Genomic DNA, 22,303 nt, shown 5'->3' on the forward strand with positions numbered 1-22,303 from the left:
CTATGTCGCGTGGTCCGCGCGGCGTGCTCGCTGGGAATGCCGCAGTTTGGGTAAACTGGCAGTAACTTTTCTCTTTTTCCGTCATCTGTCGCACGTTCGCGCTGCAATTGATGGCGACCCACACGATGTCCGGCAAAACCCACGAAATCCGTCCCAACCAGTCCGTCGAACTGCTCAAAGAACTCCACATCCTCACGCGCGACGGCAAGATGAATCAGGACAGCCGTCGCAAGCTGAAGCAGGTCTACCACCTGTTCCAGTTCATCGAGCCGCTGCTCAAGGACCTGAAGGACCAGCAGGGTTCGCTGACGCTCGTCGATCACGGCGCGGGCAAGTCATACCTCGGTTTTATCCTGTACGACCTGTTTTTCAAGGAGTTTCAGGACGCCGCTGGTGGGGCTTCGCACATTTATGGCATCGAAACGCGCGAGGAACTGGTGACGAAGTCCGAAGAGCTGGCGGCGCGGCTCGGCTTCAAGGGGATGTCGTTTTTGAATTTGTCGGTGGCGGAGTCGATCACCTCGACGCGGTTGCCCGCCGAAATCGACATCGTGACCGCGCTGCACGCGTGCAATACCGCGACCGACGACGCAATCCGTTTCGCGCTCGAAAAGCACGCGAAGTACATCGTCGTCGTGCCGTGCTGCCAGGCCGAGGTGGCCGGCGTGCTGCGGCAGAACAAAGGGAAGGCTCTGAAGAACGCGCTCACGGAAATCTGGCGGCATCCGCTGCACACGCGCGAATTCGGCAGTCAGATCACGAACGTGCTGCGCTGCCTGCAGCTCGAAGCGCATGGCTATCAGGTCAGTGTGACCGAGCTGGTCGGCTGGGAACACTCGATGAAAAACGAGCTGATCATCGCGCACTACAAGGATCTGCCGCGGCGCCGGCCGGCTGAGCGGCTCGGCGAAGTGCTGGACACGCTCGGACTCGATGCGCTTAAGGAGCGTTTTTTCGTGCCGGCCTGAGGCGCAGCCGGGCGCTTCACCTAGCGCTTCATCAACGCATCCCAGCCTTTGAGGCCAATGCGCCGCAGCGTTTCCTGATTGCGCTCGTAAATCTCTTCCGCGTCGGGAAAGGCCTGCACGGCTCGCTCGATGCTGTCTTCACGCAGCAGATGCAGGATCGGATACGGCGCCCGGTTCGTGTAGTTTTCGATGTCGTCGGGCTTGCTGCCTTCGAACTGGTAGTGCGGATGAAAGCTCGCGATCTGAATCACGCCTTCGAGCCGCAGTTGCTGGATCAGGCGGTCGGCGAAGAACAGGCAGTCGTTGAAGTCGAGAAAGTCGCCGAACGCACGTGGCAGGATCAGCAGCGTCGTGTCGATGGCGGCGGGGTCGGCGGCGACGAGCGTCTGCAGTTCGGCTTCGAGGTCGGTGAGTACCGCTTCGAGCGTGTCCGCTTCGCTGACCGCGTAGCGAATCTGCTCCTTCACATGCACGGCCTTTGCGAACGGACACAGGTTCAAGCCGATCACGGCCTCGGTCAGCCAGTGACGGGTCGTGGCGATAACGGCATAGTGGGATTCGGCGGGCAACGGCATGGCGGAAGGATGAGACGGGGAAACGCGCAATTCTAAAGGACCCGGCCGACGGACTGACTCAGCGAGCCTGCTTCATTGCGCAAGCGGCCGCAATCAACTGCGCGGCGACTCGAGGCGCGGCGAGGATCGGCCCGCAGCCCGGCCCGTAAGTCTGGCTCGCCGCGTACACGCCCTCGATCAGCAGGCCGAGCCCATCGGCGAGCGCTTGCGGATCGTCGGCGCCGGCCGCCGTCGACAGTTCGACGAGGCGCGCCATCAAGCGCTCCTTGTTGCGGAACACGAACTGCCGCGCCGGATGCGCGGTGTCCGAAAACTCCACCGACACGTTCACGAACGGGCAGCCGCGGTAATGGTCGACCGAGGCGCGCACCGCGAGGTCGTCGAAGTACTGCTGAAGCTGCTTCGCCGGCTCACCCGGATGTTTGGCGAAACTCTTCTCGACGTAGCCGAAGAACTGCTCGTCCTTCTGTTCCAGATACGCCATCACCAGCTCGTCCTTCGACGAAAACTGCCGGTACAGGCTCATTTTGTTCACACCCGCGCGCTCGACCACCGCATCGACGCCGACCGTGCGCACGCCCTCGCGATAGAACAACTCGCTAGCCGCGCGCAGCAGATGCTGCTGCGCCTGCGGCCCCGCGGTCTGTGCGCCGCGCGCACGCCGCGAGCGAGCAGCGGCGGGCTTGAGAGTTTCGCTGTTGGACATGGCAAGTCACCCGAATGAAATTGACGCCTTGACATGTTACCGACCAGTAACTAACATCGCAACACCATTGTGACTGATCTGTCACAAATCATTTACCGAAGCCGTAACAATACGAACGATGCCGCCACCCCGGCCGCGTCGATTGGAGAACCGATGAACTGGGCTGCGCGACTGATAGGCGGACGTTTCCACTATGGCTGGTTGACCGTCGCCGTGGTGTTCCTGGTGTTGCTCGCGGCGGCCGGTACGCGCGCGACGCCGAGCGTGATGATGGTGCCGCTCGAGCACCAATTCGGCTGGAGCCGCGCGACGATTTCGCTCGCGATCTCCGTGAACATCGCGCTGTACGGGTTGATGGGGCCGTTCGCGGCCGCCGCGATGCAGCGCTTCGGTGTACGTCCGACGCTGCTGAGCGCGCTCGGCACGATGGCCGCGGGCGTCGCGCTGTCGTCGCTGATGACGCATCCGTGGCAGATGGTGCTGATCTGGGGTGTGATGGTCGGCGGATCGACCGGGGTCGCGGCGCTGTCGCTGTCGGCGACCGTCGTCACGCGCTGGTTCACTACGCGCCGTGGTCTAGTGATGGGTATCCTGACCGCCAGTTCGGCGACCGGCCAACTGGTGTTCCTGCCGCTGCTCGCGGCCGTCGCCGAGCATTACGGCTGGCGCCAGGTCGTGTGGGTCGTCGCGCTCGCGGCGGGCATCGTGATTCCGCTCGTCGCGTTCCTGCTGCCCGAGCATCCGGCCGACATGCGGCTGCGCCCATACGGCGAAGCGCACGACGCGCCGATTACCACGAGCATCACCAGGCAGAACCCGCTTGCGATCGCGTTCGGCACGCTCGCCTCGGCGAGCAAAACGCGCGATTTCTGGCTGCTGTTCTTCAGCTTCTTCATTTGCGGCGCGAGCACCAATGGCTATGTCGGCACCCATCTGATCGCGATGTGCGGCGACTATGGCATGACCGAAGTGCAGGGCGCGTCGCTGCTCGCGGCGATGGGCGTGTTCGACCTGTTCGGCACCACGCTGTCGGGCTGGCTGTCGGATCGCTTCAATAGCCGCGTGCTGCTGTTCTGGTACTACGGGCTGCGCGGCCTGTCGCTGATGTTTCTGCCGCACGCGTTCGGCATCGACTTTTTCGGGTTGCCGCTGTTCGCGGTGTTCTACGGTCTCGACTGGATCGCCACGGTGCCGCCGACCGTGCGTCTCGCCACCGACGTGTACGGCAAGGAATCGGCGCCGATCGTGTTCGGTTGGGTGGTCGCCGGCCACCAGCTCGGCGCGGCGTTCGCGGCGCTCGGCGCGGGCATGCTGCGCGCGAGCCTCGGCACTTATACGGTCGCCTCGATGATTTCCGGCGGGTTGTGCCTGATCGCCGCGGTGATCGTGCTGCGCATCAACCGTCCAGTCAAAGTGCCGGCGCCGCAGGCAATCTGAATCGCCTTCGCGGACCGCGCAGATTCGCCGTCAGTAATGCAACGACGCCCGGCCCCATCACGGGCCGTGCGCGCTTTTTCAGCCAGCGCGCATAGCGCCGTGCTGCAAGTTGGAGCGCGCATCGAAAGCCCGTTATGCTATGTGGCCTCGGGCAACCGCCCGACGATCATGAATTTCTACCGAGAGAAGCGCATGGCCAAGAAACCCGCCTCAACCGAAGTTGCCATTCACGAGCTGATTGCAGGCCGCTGGAGCCCGCGCGCGTATTCGAGCGAGCCGGTGAGCCGCGATCAATTGCGCGCCGTGCTCGAAGCGGCGCGCTGGGCGCCGTCCTCGTATAACGCGCAGCCCTGGCGTTTTGTCGTATTCGATCGCAGCGTCGATGAAGTCGCGTTCAAGAAGGCTTTCGCCACGCTGGTGCCGTTCAACCAGGGCTGGAATGCGTCCGCGCCGGTGCTGATTGCGGTGACCGCGCACACCTTGACCAACAAGGGCGACGTCAATCGCTGCGCGCTCTATGACGCGGGCGCGGCGGCGATGGCGCTGGTGCTGCAGGCGCACGCGCTCGGCCTTGCCGCGCACCAGATGAGCGGCTTCGACGTGAACGCGTTCCGAACCACCTTCGAATTGCCGCAAGACGTCGAGCCGATCGCGATGATCTCGCTTGGCCACTACGGCGACGTCGACAAACTGGACCCGGTCCTGCGCGAACGCGAGAAGGCGCCGCGTCAGCGCGTGGCGCTCGCGGAAATCGCGTACGGCGGCGGCTGGAAGAAGGCGTTCTGAGCAACGGACTCGCGGCGCTTGCCGCGTGACTTCGCCAGGCAGTCAGGTACGCGCGGCACGGTCCGCGCGTTTTTCATCGGCGCGGTGCACGCCGTACTCTTCATCCGTCACGCTCGACAGCGGCGCCGCCACATGCTCGAGCGACTTGCGCTCCGCGTCGACACCCCAGATCGCCGCGACGAGCGCTGCCGCGAGCATCAACCCCGAGCCCACCAGGTAGCCCGAAAACACTTCGCTGCGCTGATGCGTGTCGATCAGCCGACCGAAAAACGCCGGCCCGATGATGCCGCCGAGCGCGGTGCCGAACGCATAGAAAACCGCAATCGCGAGCGCGCGGATTTCGAGCGGAAACGATTCGCTGACGGTCAGATACGCGGAACTCGCGGCCGCCGACGCGAAGAAGAAAATCACCATCCAGGCGACCGTCTGCGTGACGACGGTCAGCAGTTGCTGCTCGAACAGATAACCCGACAGCGTCAGCAGGATCGCCGACATCGCGTACGTCGCGGCGATCATCTTGCGTCGGCCGATCACGTCGAATAGCCGCCCGAGCACGAGCGGCCCCAGGAAATTGCCGAGCGCGAAAGGCAGCAGATACCAGCCGATGTCGCCGCCCGGCACGTGATAGAAGTCGGTGAGGACCAGCGCATACGTGAAAAAGATCGCGTTGTAAAAGAATGCCTGCGCGGTCATCAACGTGAGACCGACCAGCGAGCGGCGCCGGTGCAAGTTGAACAGCGTATGGAACACCTCGCGCAACGGCGTATGGTCGCGAGCGCGCAGGCGCAGCCGCGTGAGGCCGTCGTCGGCGAGCGGGTGGCCGTCGTCGCGAAAACGCGTTTCGATGCCCTCGACGATCGTCCGTGCATCGCGCTCGTCACCGTGCGTGAGCAGCCAGCGCGGGCTTTCAGGTATCCAGATGCGCATCGGCAGAATCCCGAGCGCGAGCACCGCGCCGATGAAAAAGCACGCGCGCCAGCCCCAGTCGGAAGGCAGCAGATGCGGGTCGAGCAGCACCAGCGAGCCCGCGGCGCCGAGCCCCGCGCCAACCCAGAACGTGCCGTTGATACCGAGATCGGTCCAGCCGCGCACGCGTGCCGGCGTGAATTCCTGGATCGTCGAGTTGATCGCCGTGTATTCGCCGCCGATACCCGCACCGGTCAGGAAGCGGAACAGCATGAAGCTCATCAGATTCCACGACAGCGCGGTCGCCGCGGTCGCGGCCAGATAAAGCGTCAGCGTGATGAAAAAGAGCTTGCGGCGGCCGAGTCGGTCGGTCAGCCAGCCGAAACCGAGCGCGCCGAGCACCGCGCCTGCAATGTACGCGCTGCCGGCGAGGCCGACGTCGGCATTCGAAAAGCGCAGCGCCGGGCTGGTTTTCAGCGCGCTCGCGACCGCGCCGGCAAGCGTCACTTCGAGCCCGTCGAGCAGCCACGTCACGCCGAGCGCGACTACGATCAGGGTGTGAAAGCGGCCCCACGGCAGGCGGTCTAGCCGCGACGGCAGGTCGGTTTCGATCAGCATGGCGTGGTGGTCATCGACGGCGGCAGTGGGCGGCACGCTCATGACGCGAAGTCTCCTCGATGGCGAAATGGGGCGGCGTATCCGGTCGGACCGAGCAAGATCCGTTCCGCGCCACGATTTCACGCGATCTTGCCGCGGTCCCGTCAGCTTCAGTTGATGCTGCCGGAGTTTTCGTGATACAAAGCCGCTCCCCTTTCTGTGCGCGCCAGCCGTGAGCGGCCATTCCTGCCATGAACTATTGCGCGATTGACTTCGGTACTTCCAATTCGGCCGTTGCGATTCCGAGCGGCCCGCAGCTAAAGCTGGCGCCGGTCGAAGGCGCGTACACGACGCTGCCCACCGCGGTCTTCTTCAATACCGACGAAAACACCACCGAATTCGGGCGCGCGGCGCTTGCCGCCTACATCGACGGTTTCGACGGCCGGCTGATGCGCTCGATGAAAAGCATTCTCGGCTCGCCACTCGCCGAAAATACGACCGATCTCGGCGATGGCAGTGCGATCAAGTACACCGACGTGATCGCGACATTCCTGACCCATCTGAAGCGCGCGGCCGAAGCGAGCGCCGGCGGCGCGATCGACCGCGCGGTGCTGGGCCGCCCGGTGTTCTTCGTCGACGACGATCCGCGCGCCGACCAGATGGCGCAGCAACAGCTCGAAGCCGCTGCGCGCACCGTCGGCTTGCGCGACATCCACTTTCAGTATGAACCGATCGCGGCTGCGTTCGATTATGAATCGCACCTGAGCGCCGAAGGACTCGTGCTTGTGGCGGACATCGGCGGCGGTACGTCGGACTTTTCGCTCGTGCGAGTGGGGCCGGAGCGGATGAAGCGCGTCGAGCGCAAGGACGACGTGCTCGCGCATCACGGTGTGCACGTCGCGGGTACGGACTTCGACCGCCGGGTCGAACTCGTGACGATCCTGCGCGAGCTCGGTTACCAATCGCTCGATCCGCAAGGGCGCGAAATCCCGAACCGGATTTATTTCGATCTCGCGACCTGGCATCTGATCAACACCGTCTACACGCCGAAGCGCGTCAGCGAACTCGCGCTGATGCGGCACCTTTTCACCGAGACGAAGCACCACGACCGGCTGATGCGCGTGGTCGAGCAGCGTTTTGGGCACGCGCTCGCGGCGCACGCGGAAGAGGCGAAGATTGGCGTTGCAGCGGGCGGCGAGACCGTGATCGATCTCGAGCAAGTGGAAGAGGATCTGCGTCTTGCCTTCGACGAAGCGCAACTCGTCAAAGCCGGCGAGGATGAAACGCGACGCATCGTGCAGGCTGCGCGCGATACGGTGCAGGCGGCGGGTATCGCACCGCGCGAGCTCGACGCGATTTATTTCACCGGCGGCTCGACCGGCCTCGCGTTTCTGTCGGGCGCGCTGGCGGCGGCGTTTCCGGACGCGAAAGCGGTGTTCGGCGATCGTCTCGCGAGCGTGGCGACCGGCCTCGGTATTCATGCCCGACGCGTGTTCGGATAATCGCGAATAATCGGAAAATAATCCGCCGCGAATTGCGAATGCGACAAATTCAATCCATTGATTCGGATTTGCCGCCGATAAATAAAAAACCCCGCCAAGGCGGGGTTTTTTGCGTCCAGAAGGAAGCTAGAAGCTTACACCGGCTTGATGTTAGCTGCTTGCTTGCCCTTCGGGCCCGTCTTCACTTCAAACGTGACCTTCTGGTTTTCTTGCAGCGTCTTGAAGCCATCGACGCGAATTTCCGAGAAATGCGCGAACAGATCTTCACCGCCGCCGTCCGGAGTGATGAAGCCAAAGCCCTTAGCGTCGTTGAACCACTTGACGGTACCGGTTTCCATATTACTTTTTCCTAAAAATGGTGAATAAGGCCGAAGCCCGGGGTGCATGAAAATCAAGGAAGGGTAATGGGACCAACCGGAGTACCGTTGATGGGCGAACTACGAAAGAACCACTTCACTCGCCACTTGAAATCCTGCTGGAACGTTATACGGCGAATTCGGACGAAGGTCAACAGTCTGCACGAAACTTTGCTGGATTATTGCAAAGATGTCTTACAAAGCTTGCGCATCGGGCTGGTTTTTTGCTAGGGAGAACCCTTAGTCGGCCGGCGGTTTCCCTGCAGCAACCCGGTGCAACCGTTAAACTACGCGCCGCGCGTCGGTTGCACCTCTTCCGCATCTGGACGCGCTTGCATGCGCGTCACCCCGTTGCCACCGCCACAAGCGATGTCACGCGGTGCCGACATGGTTCTGATTTAGGAGAAGATGTGAAAAGTTCTATACAACGGAACATCGGGCCATTCGCGCTGATGCTGACCGGTCTCGGTTCGATCATCGGGTCCGGCTGGCTGTTCGGCGCGTGGAAGGCTGCAAAGATTGCCGGTCCCGCTGCAATTTGCGCATGGATCATCGGCGCGGTCGTGATTCTCGCGATTGCACTGACCTACGCGGAACTCGGCGCGATGTTTCCGGAATCTGGCGGGATGGTGCGCTATGCGCGCTACTCGCACGGCGCGCTGGTCGGTTTCATCAGCGCGTGGGCCAACTGGATCGCGATCGTGTCGGTGATCCCGATCGAAGCCGAAGCATCGATCCAATACATGAGTACGTGGCCCTATCCTTGGACGCATGCGCTCTTCGTCGACGGATCATTGACCACCAACGGCCTGTTGTTGTCCGCCGGCCTCGTGATCATCTACTTCCTGCTCAACTACTGGGGCGTCAAGCTGTTCGCGCGCGCCAATTCGGCGATCACGATCTTCAAGTTCCTGATTCCGGGCGCGACGATCGTCGGTCTGATGATGACCGGCGTCCACACCGAGAACTTCGGCCAGACGGGCACGTTCGCGCCGTACGGCTGGTCGGCGGTGCTGACTGCGGTCGCGACGAGCGGGATCGTGTTCGCGTTCAACGGTTTCCAGAGCCCGGTCAACCTGGCCGGTGAAGCGCGCAACCCGGCCAGGAGCGTGCCGTTCGCGGTGATCGGCTCGATCCTGCTCGCGCTCGTGATCTACGTGTTGCTGCAGATCGCGTACATCGGCGCTGTGAATCCGGCCGACGTGGTGAAGGGCTGGAGCCACTTCAACTTCGCTTCGCCGTTCGCGGAACTGGCGATTGCGCTGAACCTGAACTGGCTGGCGTTCCTGCTGTACGTCGACGCGTTCGTGAGCCCGAGCGGCACCGGTACGACCTATATGGCGACCACGACGCGGATGATCTACGCGATGGAGCGCAACAACACGATGCCGAAAATTTTCGGCCAGGTGCATCCGTTCTACGGCGTGCCGCGTCAGGCGATGTGGTTCAACCTGTTCGTGTCGTTCATTTTCCTGTTCTTCTTCCGCGGCTGGAGCTCGCTCGCGGCGGTGATCTCGGTCGCGACCGTGATCTCGTACCTGACCGGCCCGATCAGCCTGATGGCGCTGCGCCGCGCGGCAACCGATCTCGAGCGTCCGCTGCACATCGCCGGCATGAAGGTGATTGCGCCGTTCGCGTTCGTCTGCGCGTCGCTGATCCTGTACTGGGCGAAGTGGCCGCTGACCGGCGAAATCATTCTGCTGATGGTCGTCGCGCTGCCGGTGTACTTTCATTTCCAGGCCAAGCAGGGCTTCGAGGGCTGGGGGCGTGACCTGAAGGCAGCCTGGTGGCTGGTCGCGTATCTTCCGATCATGGCGATCCTCTCGCTGATCGGCAGCAAGGAGTTCGGCGGCTTCGGCATCCTGCCGTACGGCTGGGACATGCTCGTCGTGATCGCCTTCTCGTTGGTGTTCTACTTCTGGGGCGTGAACAGCGGCTACCGTTCGGAGTATCTGGACGAGCGACTCGTGCACGACGAAGTGCTCGAAGGTATCGGCGCGCACTGAGCGTTCGCCGCAACCGAATGGACCGCTCGAAGCGGGTCCTTCGCGGTAGATAAAAAGCCCGCCTGATCGATGATCAGGCGGGCTTTTTCGTTGGTCCTTGCGGCTGGCGGGTTCCGCGGCGGATCAGGCGGTGGCGGTGCCGAACACGTAGTTGGTCATTGCGAGCGAACGCTGGTAGGTGCCGAGCGACTGGATCGCAAGCGAATAGTCGTCGTCGGCGGCGCCGAGGGCGGCGAACACCGGCAACAGATGCTCGTCGGTCGGATGCATCAGCACCGCGTGCGGCGCCTGGCGGCGATAGTCGAGCAGCGCGTCGATATCGCGCGCGACGAGCTTGTCTTCGAACCAGTCGGTGAATTCGCTCACGCGCGGATCGGCGTCTTCCGGGCGAGCGGAGAAATCGGCGGCGCGCAGGTTATGGGTGATCTGACCGGAGCCGACCACCATCACGCCTCCGTCTTTCAGCGCGCGCAGCGCCCGGCCGACGCGGAAATGATGCGCGGCGTCCTTGTGCGGCTGGATCGACAGTTGCGCGACCGGCACGTCCGCTTGCGGGAACATCAGCAGCATCGGCACCCATGCGCCGTGGTCGAGCCCGTGCGGCTGCACGTCCGCGACGATGCCGCTCGCGCCGAGCAGCGCGGCGGCGCTGCGCGCGACATCGGGTGCGCCCGGTGCCGGGTATTGGATTTCGTAGAGCTGACGCGGAAAGCCATAAAAATCGTGGATGGTTTCAGGCGCCGTCGCGATGCTGGCGAGTGGCTGGGCGGTGCCCCAGTGCGCCGACAACATCAGAATCGCCTCGGGACGCGGCAATTGCGCGCCGAGCGCGCCGAACTCGGCGGACGGCATCGAAGGATCGATCGGCAACGTAGGCGAGCCGTGGGACAGGAAAAGCGAAGGTAAGCGGTTCATGACTGCAATGCGGCCGTGACAGCACGGCACTGAGAAATTGGGCTGCTACCAATATAGGTCCGCACACCAGCTTGATAAATGGGCTCGCGGGGAATTGATTGTGTCGCGAATGTTGTTAATTCGCGTGGTCGCGGCTAATCCTGCGCGTCCCGCAGTCCTTGCCATGCCGGCGACAACGCCGGGCCCAGCGCAAACAGATCGAGCACGCGTGCGACCGTATGGTCGACCATCTCGTCGATTGAGGCAGGCTGGTTATAGAACGCGGGCAGAGGTGGGAAGATCACGCCGCCCATCTCGGTGACGGCAGTCATATTGCGCAGATGCGCGAGGTTCAACGGCGTTTCGCGCACCAGCAGCACGAGGCGGCGACGCTCCTTCAGTGTCACATCGGCGGCGCGGGTGATCAGGTTGTCGGCGAAACCGTGCGCGATGCTCGCGAGCGTTTTCATCGAGCAGGGCGCGACGATCATGCCGTCAGTCGCGAACGAGCCGGACGCGATGCTCGCGCCGACGTCGCGCACCGAATGGACGACATCCGCGAGCGGATGCACGTCTTCTTTGCCCAACTGCAGTTCATGCTGGATGTTGAGCCAACCCGCGCTCGAAATCAGCAGGTGGCTCTCGACGCCGCCGAGCCGCCGCAGCGTCTCGAGCAGCCGGATGCCGTAGATGGCGCCGGTGGCGCCGGTGATTGCAACGATCAGCCGGCGGGGCGCCGCGGTGCGTGCTTGCTGCATGGCGTGCGGCGCCTGATAAAGCTAACGAAGCGCAGAGCGCTCAGGCCGCGGCGAACAGCTGCTGCAGTTCGCCCGATTCGTACATCTCCATCATGATGTCCGAGCCGCCGATGAATTCGCCCTTCACGTACAACTGCGGAATGGTCGGCCAGTTCGAGAACACCTTGATGCCCTGACGGATTTCGTCGTCTTCGAGCACGTTGACGGTCTTGATTTCACCGACGCCGCACGCTTTCAGGATCTGGATGGCACGGCCGGAAAAACCGCACATCGGGAACTGGGCCGTGCCCTTCATGAAGAGAACGACGTTGTTGCCGTCGACGATTTGCTTGATGCGTTGTTGCGTATCCATGACTGACCTTGCGGTTCCGATAAAGGATGGGAATAGGCTGAAATGATAGCGGATTTCGCTACGGGCGGCCGCAGCCGCGTCGCGCCTGGGGTTTTAGCCGCGGCGACCGCGCTCAGGCCGCCGCGGCGCGCAACACGCCCCCGCTGATGCGCTCGATACCGGCGAGATCGCGCTCCGAGCGGACCTCGGCAAAACCGCGCGCGCTCAGCAACGCGCGCACGGCTGCAGCCTGGTCGTAGCCATGTTCGATCCAAAGCGCGCCATCGGCGGCGAGACGCTCGGGGGCACCGGCGACGATCGCGCGGATCGCGCTGAGGCCGTCGGCCTCGTCGGTGAGCGCGCCGCGCGGCTCGAAGCGCAGATCGCCTTCGGCCAGATGCGGGTCGCCGCTCGCGATATATGGCGGATTGCTGACGATCGCGTCGAAGCGCGGCGCGGCGTCGAGCGAGGCGTACCAGTCGCTGTGCAGGAACGTCACGGCGCCGCCGGGGCGCTTCGCGTCGAGCAGGCGCGCGCCGTTGCGCGCGGCGACGGCGAGCGCGTCGGCCGAGCGGTCGAGTGCCCAGACTTGGGCGTCGGGCCGCATCGACGCGATCGCCACCGCGATTGCGCCGGTTCCGGTACCGAGATCGAGCACACGTGGGCGCGGCCGGGTTTCGATCGCCGCGAGCGCGGTCTCCACCAGCAGCTCGGTTTCGGGACGCGGAATCAGCACGTGCGGCGTGACTTCGAATTCGAGCCCGAAGAACTCGCGCGCGCCGACGAGTTGCGCGACCGGCTCGCCGGCCATGCGCCGCGCCTCCAGCGCGCGATAACGCTCGACGCTCGCCCGCTCGAGCGGCTCCTCGCCGCGCGTGATCAGCTGCGTGCGCCGCCAGCCGAGCACATGGGTGAGCAGAATCCGCGCTTCGAGCGGCGGCAATGGCGATGCGCGCAATAGCGCGTCGGCCGTCGCGGGCGGAGCGGCGGGGTCTAGCGGGATTGGGGAAGCGTCGGTCATTGGCGGGGCGTCAGTCCGCGTCGCCGAGCGAGGCCAGCAGTTCGGCCTGATGCTCGCTGACGAGCGCCGCGATCAGTTCTTCGAGATCGCCGTCCATGATCGCGTCGAGGCGATACAGCGTCAGGTTGATGCGGTGATCGGTGAGGCGCCCCTGCGGGAAGTTGTAGGTGCGGATGCGCTCCGAGCGATCGCCCGAGCCGATCAGGTTCTTACGCGTCGCCGCTTCCTTCGTCTGCTGCTCGTGCGTTTGCTTATCCTTGATGCGCGCGGCGAGCACCTTCAGCGCGCGGTCCTTGTTCTTGTGCTGCGAACGGTCGTCCTGACATTCGACGACGATGCCGGTCGGCAAGTGCGTGACGCGCACTGCCGAGTCGGTCTTGTTGATGTGCTGGCCGCCCGCGCCCGACGCGCGGAACGTGTCGATACGCAGATCGGCCGGATTGATCTCGACCTCGCCGATCTCGTCCGCTTCCGGCATCACCGCGACCGTGCACGCCGAAGTATGGATGCGGCCTTGCGTTTCGGTGGCCGGCACGCGCTGCACGCGATGCCCGCCGGACTCGAATTTCAGCTTCGAATACGCGGCATCGCCGGCAATTCGCACGATGACTTCGCGATAGCCGCCGAGATCCGATTCGCTCGCCGACATCATCTCGACCTGCCACCGATTGCGCTCGGCATAGCGCAGATACATGCGCAGCAGATCGCCAGCGAACAGCGCGGATTCGTCGCCGCCGGTGCCGGCTCGGATTTCGAGGAAGATGTTGCGCTCGTCGTTCGGGTCCTTCGGCAGCAGCATTTTCTGCAGTTCGACGCCGAGCGTCTCCATACGATCGCGCGCCGCGCGGATTTCCTCTTCGGCGAAATCACGCATCGACACGTCGGCGAGCAATTCCTGCGCGGTGGCTGCGTCGTTCTGCGCCTGGCGCCACAGCCCGTAATGCTCGACGACCGGGCCGAGCTCCGCGTGCTCGCGCGTGAGCTTGCGGTATTGGTCGAGGTTGGCGGTGATGTCCTCGCGGCTCAACAGGTCGTTCAGTTCGGCCAGCCGGGTGGTCAGCTGGTCGAGCTTGCGTTGCATGCTCGTTTTCATCGGGCGGGTAGCGGAGCGGACTCCGGAAAGGATGCGGCCAGGGGAACGGGCGAATGCCCGGGGCGGAAGCACTTCGCGAGCCACGGCGGTGGCGCGCGGGGTGCGGCGAACACTGCGCCGCTAACGCTCGGAAGAGCCGGGGTGTTTGTAGAAGCCGCTCATCAGCTCGATCAGCTTGTCACGGTTGTCGCTGCTCGCGCGGTTCAACGCGTGAGTAGGACCATGGATCAGCTTGTTGGTGAGCGACTGCGACAGTGCTTCGAGCACTGCAGCCGGGTCGTCGCCGCGCGCGAGCATTTTCTGTGCGCGTTCGACTTCCGCGCGGCGCAGCGTGTCGGCCTGCGTGTGCATGTGGCGGATCACGGGCACGATGCTGCGCGCGTCGAGCCACTGCATGAAGTTCTGCACGCGCGTTTCGATGATCGCTTCGGCCTGCGCGACCGCGGCCTGGCGCGACGCATTGCCTTCGCGGACGATCGCGCCGAGGTCGTCGACGGTGTACAGGAACACGTCTTCGAGCTGGCCGGCTTCGGGTTCGATGTCGCGCGGCACCGCGAGGTCGACCATGAAAATCGGCCGATGACGGCGCGCCTTGACCGCGCGCTCGACCGCGCCGAGACCGATGATCGGCAGCGTGGACGCCGTGCACGACACGATGATGTCGAACTCGTGCATCCGGGAGGGCAGCTCGGAAAGCGGAATGGCGCGGCCGTTGAAGCGCTCGGCGAGCCGCATGCCGCGCTCAGCCGTGCGGTTCGCGACGACGAGTTCACGCGGATGCTGCGCGGCGAAATGCGTCGCGCAGAGCTCGATCATTTCTCCGGCACCGATGAACAGCACGCGCTGGTTCGCGATCTTGTCGAAAATGCGTTGGGCGAGGCGTACTGCGGCGGCGGCCATCGATACCGACTGCGCGCCGATTTCAGTGGTGCTGCGCACTTCCTTTGCGACGGCGAAGGTGCGCTGGAACAACTGATTCAGGTAGGTGCCGAGTGCGCCGGCTTCGGAGGCGGTGCGGACCGCGTCCTTCATTTGCCCGACGATCTGCGTCTCGCCGAGCACCATCGAATCGAGCCCCGACGCGACGCGGAACGCATGCCGCACTGCTTCGGACTGCGGCAGCGCGTAGACGTGCGGCGCGAGTTCATCGATGGGGAGATTGTGGTACTTCGACAGCCACTGGACCGAGGCTTCGCGTACTGCGAGGTCGTCGGTCGCGCAGTAGAGTTCAGTGCGGTTGCAGGTGGAAAGAATTGCCGCTTCCGGCGCGTTGGGGGCCATGCGGCCCAGCCAGATCCCTTTGAACGTATCCAGAGCGGGCTTGATCTGTTCGAGCGGAAACGCCACGCGTTCGCGCAAGGCGACAGGCGCAGTGTGATGGTTGATTCCGATCGTTAGAAGCTGCATTTGGGGGAGCTATCGTTCAGCCTTATATTATAGCGTTTTCACGATTCTCACATTCTGCACGCCGAATACGCAGCATGCCTCAGCTCTCGCCTGTCTGGGTCTCCGGCGGAATCGCGTCGAGCTGGTAACCGTAACCATAGACCGGCGTCAGCGCGTAGCCAAGTTCCGGACGCAGTTGCAGCTTGCCGCGCACGCGCGACGCGTGAGTGTCGATGGTGCGCGACTTTACGTCGCGCCGGCGCGACCACACGGTTTCGAGAATATGCGCGCGCGACACCGGTCGCGCCAGATTGTTGAACAGCAGCAGCGCGAGGCGGAATTCCTTTGGCGTCAGGATGACGGTCATCTCACGGAAGGTCACGGCGCAATTCGCCGCGTCGAAGGTATAGCCGCCGATCACGTCGCGCCGACGTTTGGGTGGCCGCCGAAGGCCCGCGCGGCGTTGCAGCGCCTCGACTCGCGCAAGCATTTCGGGGCCGCGCACCGGTTTGCTGAGGCAGTCGTCGGCGCCCGCGTGCAGCGCGGCGACGATCTGGCATTCGCTCGGTGCCGCAATCAGCATCATGATGGGCAGACCTGGCAGAATTGAGCGCGCGCGCGGGATCACGTCTTCGGCGCAATGATCGCCGGCCCAGCTTTCGGTGATCAGCAGATCGAAAAATTCATCGGTGGCGTGCTGCAGGAAGGTGGCGCTGGTGGTGAAGTGAAGGCACACATGGCCGCCGGCGAAAATGAGCCGGTCGACCAGCTTGGCGTGTTGCAGGTCGGGTTCGATAAGTGCGATACGCATGGCGCTGCGTCAGCCTGGCAACGAGCGGAGCGTGAGGTGTTTTCATCAGGCTTGTAACTTGCCTAAGTACCCCCCGACCCCTAAACTCAACCGCTATGCGGAAAGCGCCGTGCTGAACTTCTATAGTTAAAGAGGCCAAAATGCTAGCCTTGGCGGCTCCGTCGTCCTATGAGACGAATCCGAAATTAAACTTGCCCTGTTTCGGCACCCAATCCGGAGCCCACACCTGATGGGGTGGCCAGGCATTCTCGTTCTCGGCGTCGTGATCGGCCTCGCGGGCTGGTGGTTGCACCCGCTGCGCAGGCTGAGCCGCGCGCGCTGGTGGGCCGCGCTGTTGGCCGGCGTGCTCGGCGCGAGCGTCGCGCGCATGGCCGGCAACGTGACGGGTCTTTTCCATGACGGCGACATGCTCGAATGGCCGATATGTACCGCCGTCGCGCTGATCACCGTCGCCATGACGGTCGGTCTCTTTTCGCGCCGGTCAATCCGTCGATGAATCCTTGCAGGTAACTCCATGAACGCCCGACTCCCCGAAACCTCCTCCATTCCCGAGCGCCTCGCGAGCCTGCGCGCCGCGATGGCGCGCGAAGGCATCTCCGCTTACCTCGTGCCGTCGGCCGATCCGCATCTGTCCGAGTATCTGCCAGGGCGCTGGCAAGGCCGCCAGTGGCTGTCGGGCTTCACCGGCTCGGCCGGCACGCTGATCGTCACCGCCGATTTCGCCGGCGTCTGGACCGACAGTCGCTACTGGGAGCAGGCAACCGCGCAGCTCGCCGGCACCGGTGTCGAGCTGATGAAGATGACCGGCGGCCAGCTCACGACGCCGCATTTCGAATGGCTCGCGCAGAACGTCGCGAGCGGCGGCACGGTCGGGGTGGATGGCGCGGTGCTCGGCGTCGCGGCCGCGCGTGCGTTGAGCGCGGCGCTGAACGCGCGCGGCGTGCAACTGCGCACCGACATCGACCTGTTCGAGGCGATCTGGGCGCAGCGCCCGGCGCTGCCCGCCGACGCCGTCTTCGAGCACGCTGCGCCGCAAGCGGGCGTCGCGCGCGCGGACAAGCTCGCGCAGGTGCGTCGCGCGATGGCCGACAAAGGCGCGCAGTGGCACTTCATCTCGACGCTCGACGACCTCGCCTGGCTGCTCAACCTGCGCGGCGCCGACGTCAGTTACAACCCGGTGTTCGTCGCGCACGCGCTGATCGGCGTGGATCGCGTGTCCCTCTTTATCGCCGACGGCAAAGTGTCGCCGGCGCTCGCCGACGTGCTCGCGCGCGACGGCATCAGCGTCGAGCCATACCCGAAGGCCGCCGACGCGCTCGCCGCGCTACCAGCCGGCAGCACGCTGCTGATCGACCCGCGCCGCATCACATACGGCTCGCTGCAGGCGGTGCCGTCGTCGGTCAAGGTGATCGAGGCGGTCAATCCGTCCACGTTCCTCAAGTCGTGCAAAACCGCCGCCGATGCCGCGCACGTGCGGGACACGATGGAGCAGGACGGCGCGGCCCTCGCCGAATTCTTCGCCTGGTTCGAAAGCGCGCTGGGCCGCGAGCGCATCACCGAACTGACGATCGACGAGCGTCTGACTGCCGCTCGCGCGCGCCGTCCCGGCTTCGTGTCGCTGAGCTTCGCGACGATCGCGGGCTTCAACGCGAACGGCGCGATGCCGCACTATCGCGCGACCGAGGAGTCGCATGCGGTGATCGAAGGCAACGGCCTGCTGCTGATCGATTCGGGCGGCCAGTACCTGAGCGGCACGACTGACATCACGCGCGTCGTTCCGATCGGCACGCCGAGCAACGAACAGCGCCGCGATTTCACGGTCGTGCTGAAGGGCATGATCGCGCTGTCACGCGCGCAATTCCCACGCGGTATCCGCTCACCGATGCTCGACGCGATCGCGCGCGCGCCGATCTGGCAGGCCGGCGCGGACTATGGCCACGGCACCGGTCACGGGGTTGGCTACTTCCTGAATGTGCACGAAGGCCCGCAGGTGATCTCGCACTACGCGCCGGCCGAACCGTGGACCGCGATGGAAGAGGGCATGATCACGTCGAACGAGCCGGGTCTGTATCGGCCGGGGAAGTGGGGCGTGCGCATCGAAAACCTCGTGCTGAACGTGGCCGCGGAAAAAACCGAATTCGGTGACTTCCTGAAGTTCGAAACCCTGACGCTGTGCCCGATCGACACGCGCTGCATCGAGCTGGCGCTGCTGCGCGACGACGAACGCGCGTGGCTCAACGCGTATCACGAGACGGTGCGCGTGCGCCTCACGCCGCATGTATCGGGCGACGCCCAGGCGTGGCTCGAACTGCGCACGAAACCGATCTGAGCGTAGCGGCGACCTTCCAGACGGAGCGTGGTGCATGGCGATCAAGGCAGTGGTGTTCGATTTCGGCGGCGTGCTGATCGACTGGAGTCCCGAGTACCTGTACCGCGAACTGATTCCCGACGAAGCCGAGCGGCGCTGGTTCCTCACGCACGTCTGCTCGATGGACTGGGTGATCCGCCAGGACGGCGGACAGCCGATCGTCGAAGCCACCGACGAGCTGATCGCGCAGTTTCCCGATCACGAACCGCTGATCCGCGCGTTCTACGAGCGCTGGCATCAAATGGTCGCGGGCGTGCTCGACGACGGCATCGCGCTGATGGAGAAGCTCGAAGTGGCCGAGGTGCCGCTCTTCGGGCTCACCAACTGGTCGGCCGAGACCTTCCCGTATGCGTGGGAGCACTATCCGGTGCTGCGGCGCTTTCGCGACATCGTCGTGTCGGGGCGCGTGAAGCTCGTGAAGCCCGATCCGGCGATCTTCGCCGAGATGCGCCGGCGCATCGAGCTGCAGATGCCCGGCGTCGAGCCGGCCGAGCTCGTCTTCATCGACGACAACGCGAAAAACGCCGAAGCGGCTACGGCGCTCGGCTGGCACGGCGTGCATCACACGAGCGCCGCGCAAACGGAAGCGAAGCTGCGCGAGTTGGGCTTGCCGGTTTGAGCTGAGCGCTACCGCTACTGTCCCAGCAGATTCTTCAACGCATTGCCGAGGCCTTTGACGGTCTCGCCCGCACCCTTCGCGACACCTTCGACGCTGACCCCCAGCGCCTTTGCAAACCCCTCGCCAATGCGCTTGAGGATCCCTTCGCGTATCGAGAACTTCGGATCGCGCAGATCGCCGTCGAGCACGAAATGCAGTGTGATGTTGCCGTCATGCGTCTTGAGCGCGGCGACGGCGGCGCGTGTCGGAATCGACATGAACGTGTCGAGCGGATTGTCGGTTTCGGCGAGTTGCAGATTGTGGACCGTCACCGTGCCGGGCGCGTGCAGATGATAGTTGCGCACTGTCGATTCGATCGACAGATCGACCGTACCGCCCGTCACCTGCGCGCGCGTGCCGGCCTTCTTCAGCAGATAGGGATCGAGCATCGCGACATCGACACCATGCAGCGTGGTCGTCGTCTGCGAATCGCGGCTGGCGATCTTGATCCAGCCGTCGAACGTCACGGTGCCGGTATGCGCCGGACCCTTCAACGAGCCGCGAACGCTGACATTGGTCGGCTCGGCAAGCGACGGCAGATGCAGATTGTCGACGCTCGCGTTCGCGTTGCTGACCGTGACCTTGAACGGCGGCGGCCCGACGCTCATGTCGTAGAAGTGGAAGTTGCCGTGTTCGAAGCGGATATGGTCGACCAGTTTTTCGCGTGGGATCGACGCCGCCGTGCCGGCGCCGCCCCGATGATCGCCTCGGTTCAGCGATTCGCGCAGGTTCGGCAGCAGATTCAGCGAGCCGTCCTTCGTGCGTAACACGGCCATGTCGAAGCCGCGCACGACGACCTCGCGGATATGCATGCGCCGCGCGATCAGATCGCGCACGTCGGGGGTGATCGTGATTTCGTCGGCGCGTAGCGGTTCGCCCGCCGGCCAGCCTGGCGGCGCTTTCAGCACGACATGGGTCAGGTGTACCGAAGTGAGGCCGACGTCGATACTGTCGGCGCTGCCGAGCGGGCCGAGCGCCGCGCTGACGCGATTCTTGACTTCCTGTTGCGCGAATTGCATCGCGCCGATCAAGATCAGAATCAACGCCAATAGCGTTCCGCCCACGACGACGATCCAGCGCCTGCCTTTCGACATCGCCATGCCTGTGTCTCCTCGTCAACGCGCTGCGCGTCGCGCGGCGCCGTGTTGACCGTCTGTCGTGTGCGCGGGACTGTCACGCGCGCCTCCATCAAGTGACGAATAGCAACGCGCATGCCCCGGGGCCCGTCCGGCATTGCGCCAGACGGGCCGGTGTGTCCCGCCTGTTAGCGCGAGATCGGCTTGTAGCGCAGACGCTTCGGGCGCGCGCCTTCCTCGCCGAGACGCGCGCGCTTGTCCGCTTCGTATTCCTGGTAGTTGCCGTCGAAGAACGTGACTTGCGAGTCGCCTTCGAACGCGAGGATATGCGTCGCGATACGGTCGAGGAACCAGCGATCGTGCGAGATCACGAGCACCGAACCCGCGAATTCGAGCAGCGCGTCTTCGAGCGCGCGCAGCGTTTCGACGTCGAGGTCGTTCGACGGCTCGTCGAGCAGAAGCACGTTGCCGCCCGCGATCAGCGTCTTCGCCAGATGCAGACGACCGCGCTCGCCGCCGGACAGATTGCCGACGATCTTCTGCTGGTCGCCGCCCTTGAAGTTGAAGCGGCCGATATACGCGCGCGACGGCGTTTCGTACTTGCCGACCGTCAGCACGTCGGCGCCGCCCGAGATCTCCTCGAACACCGTCTTGTTGGCTGCGAGCGCTTCGCGGCTCTGGTCCACGTAAGCGAGCTTGACGGTCGGGCCCTGCACGATCTCGCCCGAATCCGGTTGTTCGCGGCCGGTCAGCATCCGGAACAGCGTCGACTTGCCGGCGCCGTTCGGACCGATGATGCCGACGATCGCGCCGGCCGGAATCTTGAAGCTGACGTTATCGAGCAGCAGACGATCGCCGTACGACTTGCTGACGTTCTTGAACTCGATCACTTCATTGCCGAGGCGGTCGCCGACCGGAATGAAGATTTCCTGCGTTTCGTTGCGCTTCTGGTAGTCCTGGCTGTTCAGTTCCTCGAAGCGCGCGATACGCGCCTTCGACTTCGCCTGACGGCCCTTCGGGTTCTGGCGCACCCACTCGAGCTCCTTCTTGATCGCCTTCTGGCGCGCCGACTCCGACGCTTCTTCCTGCTTCAGGCGCTCTTCCTTCTGATCGAGCCAGCTGCTGTAGTTGCCCTTCCACGGAATGCCGTGACCGCGGTCGAGTTCGAGAATCCACTCGGCGGCGTTGTCGAGGAAGTAGCGATCGTGCGTGACGGCGACCACGGTACCCGGGAAGCGCGTCAGGAACTGCTCGAGCCATTCGACCGATTCCGCGTCGAGGTGGTTGGTCGGCTCGTCGAGCAGCAGCATGTCGGGCTTTTGCAGCAGCAGCTTGCACAGCGCGACGCGGCGCTTTTCGCCGCCCGACAGATGCTCGATCTTCGCGTCCCACGCCGGCAGGCGCAGTGCGTCGGCGGCGATTTCGATCTGCTGCTCGGCGCTGCCGTCGGTCGTCGCGAGGATCGCTTCGTACTTCGCCTGCTCGGCCGCGAGAGCGTCGAAGTCGGCGTCCGGCTCCGCATAGGCCGCGTAGATCTCGTCGAGCTTCTTCTGGGCGTTGAACACGTCGCCGAGGCCTTCCTCGACCGCTTCACGCACGGTTTTCTGCGGATCGAGTTGCGGCTCCTGCGGCAGATAGCCGATGTTCAGATTCGGCATCGGCGTGGCTTCGCCTTCGATCTCCGTGTCCACACCGGCCATGATGCGAATCAGCGTCGACTTGCCCGAGCCGTTCAGACCGAGCAGGCCGATCTTCGCGCCGGGGAAGAACGATAGCGAAATGTCTTTGAGGATCTGGCGCTTGGGCGGCACGATTTTGCCGACCCGGTTCATGGTGAAAACGTATTGGGCCATTTGCTTGCAGTAGACGTTGACGATGCCGGCCGCGTGCGGGCGGGCAGTCGGGGTTGAATGGGTAATCGGTGTGAGGGCCGGGCGGAACACCCGGCGCCGGCCGGCGCGGCGCCGGATTCGACGACGCTGCCACGCGCGGCATGGGGTTCAGGTGGCATTGTACTTCGCGGCGGGGGCCGGGCGGCAGGGCGGACCGCTGGCGGGCCGCTTCACGC

At 64.4% G+C, this 22,303-nt stretch carries 21 protein-coding genes; 8 read left to right on the plus strand and 13 right to left on the minus strand.

The genetic code is table 11. From position 1 onward, the window contains the following. Window positions 1-125 precede the first annotated feature (125 nt). Window positions 126-968, plus strand: coding sequence for an SAM-dependent methyltransferase (locus AB3X96_RS31765; RefSeq protein WP_368592761.1), 843 nt, complete (start codon window positions 126-128; stop codon window positions 966-968). A 20-nt stretch (window positions 969-988) separates the two neighbouring features. On the opposite strand, the gene AB3X96_RS31770 is transcribed toward AB3X96_RS31765, so the two are convergent. Further along, the gene (locus AB3X96_RS31770) at window positions 989-1,543 is read right to left on the minus strand and encodes a DUF1415 domain-containing protein (protein ID WP_368592762.1); all 555 of its coding nucleotides are present in this window, start codon (window positions 1,541-1,543) and stop codon (window positions 989-991) included. 58 nt (window positions 1,544-1,601) lie between these two features. Continuing rightward, the gene (locus tag AB3X96_RS31775) at window positions 1,602-2,249 is read right to left on the minus strand and encodes a TetR/AcrR family transcriptional regulator (protein ID WP_368592763.1); all 648 of its coding nucleotides are present in this window, start codon (window positions 2,247-2,249) and stop codon (window positions 1,602-1,604) included. A 153-nt stretch (window positions 2,250-2,402) separates the two neighbouring features. Here AB3X96_RS31775 and AB3X96_RS31780 point away from each other — a divergent pair, with 153 nt between their 5' ends. Then, a complete protein-coding gene (locus tag AB3X96_RS31780; protein WP_368592764.1) occupies window positions 2,403-3,686 on the plus strand; it encodes an MFS transporter in 1,284 nt (427 codons plus the stop codon). Between the two features lie 192 nt (window positions 3,687-3,878). Further along, on the plus strand, window positions 3,879-4,472 hold the full coding sequence (locus tag AB3X96_RS31785; RefSeq protein ID WP_368592765.1) for a nitroreductase family protein: 594 nt from the start codon (window positions 3,879-3,881) through the stop codon (window positions 4,470-4,472). A 42-nt stretch (window positions 4,473-4,514) separates the two neighbouring features. Here the strand turns inward: AB3X96_RS31785 and AB3X96_RS31790 are convergent, their stop codons facing one another. Beyond that, window positions 4,515-6,038 (minus strand): MFS transporter, encoded by a 1,524-nt coding sequence (locus tag AB3X96_RS31790; RefSeq protein WP_368592766.1) that lies wholly within the window; start codon window positions 6,036-6,038, stop codon window positions 4,515-4,517. 188 nt (window positions 6,039-6,226) lie between these two features. Here AB3X96_RS31790 and AB3X96_RS31795 point away from each other — a divergent pair, with 188 nt between their 5' ends. Next, window positions 6,227-7,477: an Hsp70 family protein gene (locus AB3X96_RS31795; protein WP_368592767.1), complete on the plus strand. Its 1,251-nt coding sequence runs from the start codon at window positions 6,227-6,229 to the stop codon at window positions 7,475-7,477. A 134-nt stretch (window positions 7,478-7,611) separates the two neighbouring features. On the opposite strand, the gene AB3X96_RS31800 is transcribed toward AB3X96_RS31795, so the two are convergent. Next, complete coding sequence (locus AB3X96_RS31800) at window positions 7,612-7,815, minus strand: cold-shock protein (protein ID WP_013090665.1); 204 nt, start codon at window positions 7,813-7,815, stop codon at window positions 7,612-7,614. Between the two features lie 428 nt (window positions 7,816-8,243). On the opposite strand from AB3X96_RS31800, the gene AB3X96_RS31805 reads away from it, so the two are divergent. Next, complete coding sequence (locus AB3X96_RS31805) at window positions 8,244-9,839, plus strand: APC family permease (RefSeq protein ID WP_368592768.1); 1,596 nt, start codon at window positions 8,244-8,246, stop codon at window positions 9,837-9,839. 123 nt (window positions 9,840-9,962) lie between these two features. Here AB3X96_RS31805 and AB3X96_RS31810 read toward each other — a convergent pair whose 3' ends face one another. From AB3X96_RS31810 to AB3X96_RS31840, 7 genes are all read right to left on the minus strand, one after another. Continuing rightward, the gene (locus tag AB3X96_RS31810) at window positions 9,963-10,754 is read right to left on the minus strand and encodes a class III extradiol ring-cleavage dioxygenase (protein ID WP_368592769.1); all 792 of its coding nucleotides are present in this window, start codon (window positions 10,752-10,754) and stop codon (window positions 9,963-9,965) included. Between the two features lie 134 nt (window positions 10,755-10,888). Further along, entirely contained in the window at window positions 10,889-11,491 is a 603-nt protein-coding gene (locus tag AB3X96_RS31815; protein WP_176110182.1) for a UbiX family flavin prenyltransferase, read from the minus strand. Between the two features lie 40 nt (window positions 11,492-11,531). Continuing rightward, window positions 11,532-11,843, minus strand: coding sequence for a Grx4 family monothiol glutaredoxin (gene grxD, locus AB3X96_RS31820; protein WP_008918687.1), 312 nt, complete (start codon window positions 11,841-11,843; stop codon window positions 11,532-11,534). Window positions 11,844-11,955: 112 nt separating this feature from the next. Next, window positions 11,956-12,843 carry a peptide chain release factor N(5)-glutamine methyltransferase gene (gene prmC / locus AB3X96_RS31825; protein WP_368592770.1) on the minus strand — a complete coding sequence of 296 codons (888 nt, stop codon included), beginning with the start codon at window positions 12,841-12,843 and terminating at the stop codon, window positions 11,956-11,958. A gap of 10 nt (window positions 12,844-12,853) precedes the next feature. Next, a complete protein-coding gene (gene prfA / locus AB3X96_RS31830) occupies window positions 12,854-13,936 on the minus strand; it encodes a peptide chain release factor 1 (protein WP_176110186.1) in 1,083 nt (360 codons plus the stop codon). Window positions 13,937-14,056: 120 nt separating this feature from the next. Further along, window positions 14,057-15,343 carry a glutamyl-tRNA reductase gene (hemA, locus tag AB3X96_RS31835; RefSeq protein WP_176110189.1) on the minus strand — a complete coding sequence of 429 codons (1,287 nt, stop codon included), beginning with the start codon at window positions 15,341-15,343 and terminating at the stop codon, window positions 14,057-14,059. 79 nt (window positions 15,344-15,422) lie between these two features. After that, entirely contained in the window at window positions 15,423-16,133 is a 711-nt protein-coding gene (locus AB3X96_RS31840) for a response regulator transcription factor (RefSeq protein ID WP_176124305.1), read from the minus strand. A 229-nt stretch (window positions 16,134-16,362) separates the two neighbouring features. On the opposite strand from AB3X96_RS31840, the gene AB3X96_RS31845 reads away from it, so the two are divergent. The 3 genes from AB3X96_RS31845 to AB3X96_RS31855 are packed head-to-tail and all read left to right on the plus strand — an operon-like array spanning window position 16,363 to window position 19,120. After that, the gene (locus tag AB3X96_RS31845) at window positions 16,363-16,629 is read left to right on the plus strand and encodes a hypothetical protein (RefSeq protein ID WP_368592771.1); all 267 of its coding nucleotides are present in this window, start codon (window positions 16,363-16,365) and stop codon (window positions 16,627-16,629) included. A gap of 18 nt (window positions 16,630-16,647) precedes the next feature. Beyond that, a complete protein-coding gene (locus AB3X96_RS31850; RefSeq protein ID WP_368592772.1) occupies window positions 16,648-18,462 on the plus strand; it encodes an aminopeptidase P family protein in 1,815 nt (604 codons plus the stop codon). A gap of 34 nt (window positions 18,463-18,496) precedes the next feature. Continuing rightward, on the plus strand, window positions 18,497-19,120 hold the full coding sequence (locus AB3X96_RS31855; RefSeq protein WP_368592773.1) for an HAD family hydrolase: 624 nt from the start codon (window positions 18,497-18,499) through the stop codon (window positions 19,118-19,120). 14 nt (window positions 19,121-19,134) lie between these two features. On the opposite strand, the gene AB3X96_RS31860 is transcribed toward AB3X96_RS31855, so the two are convergent. Both AB3X96_RS31860 and ettA read right to left on the minus strand, forming a co-directional pair. After that, window positions 19,135-20,259 (minus strand): DUF748 domain-containing protein, encoded by a 1,125-nt coding sequence (locus AB3X96_RS31860; protein ID WP_368592774.1) that lies wholly within the window; start codon window positions 20,257-20,259, stop codon window positions 19,135-19,137. A 164-nt stretch (window positions 20,260-20,423) separates the two neighbouring features. After that, a complete protein-coding gene (gene ettA, locus AB3X96_RS31865) occupies window positions 20,424-22,088 on the minus strand; it encodes an energy-dependent translational throttle protein EttA (RefSeq protein ID WP_152853645.1) in 1,665 nt (554 codons plus the stop codon). Between the last annotated feature and the right edge of the window lie 215 nt (window positions 22,089-22,303).

The sequence above is a fragment of the Paraburkholderia sp. BR13439 genome (assembly GCF_040948805.1).
In the GTDB taxonomy this organism is placed as follows: domain Bacteria; phylum Pseudomonadota; class Gammaproteobacteria; order Burkholderiales; family Burkholderiaceae; genus Paraburkholderia; species Paraburkholderia youngii.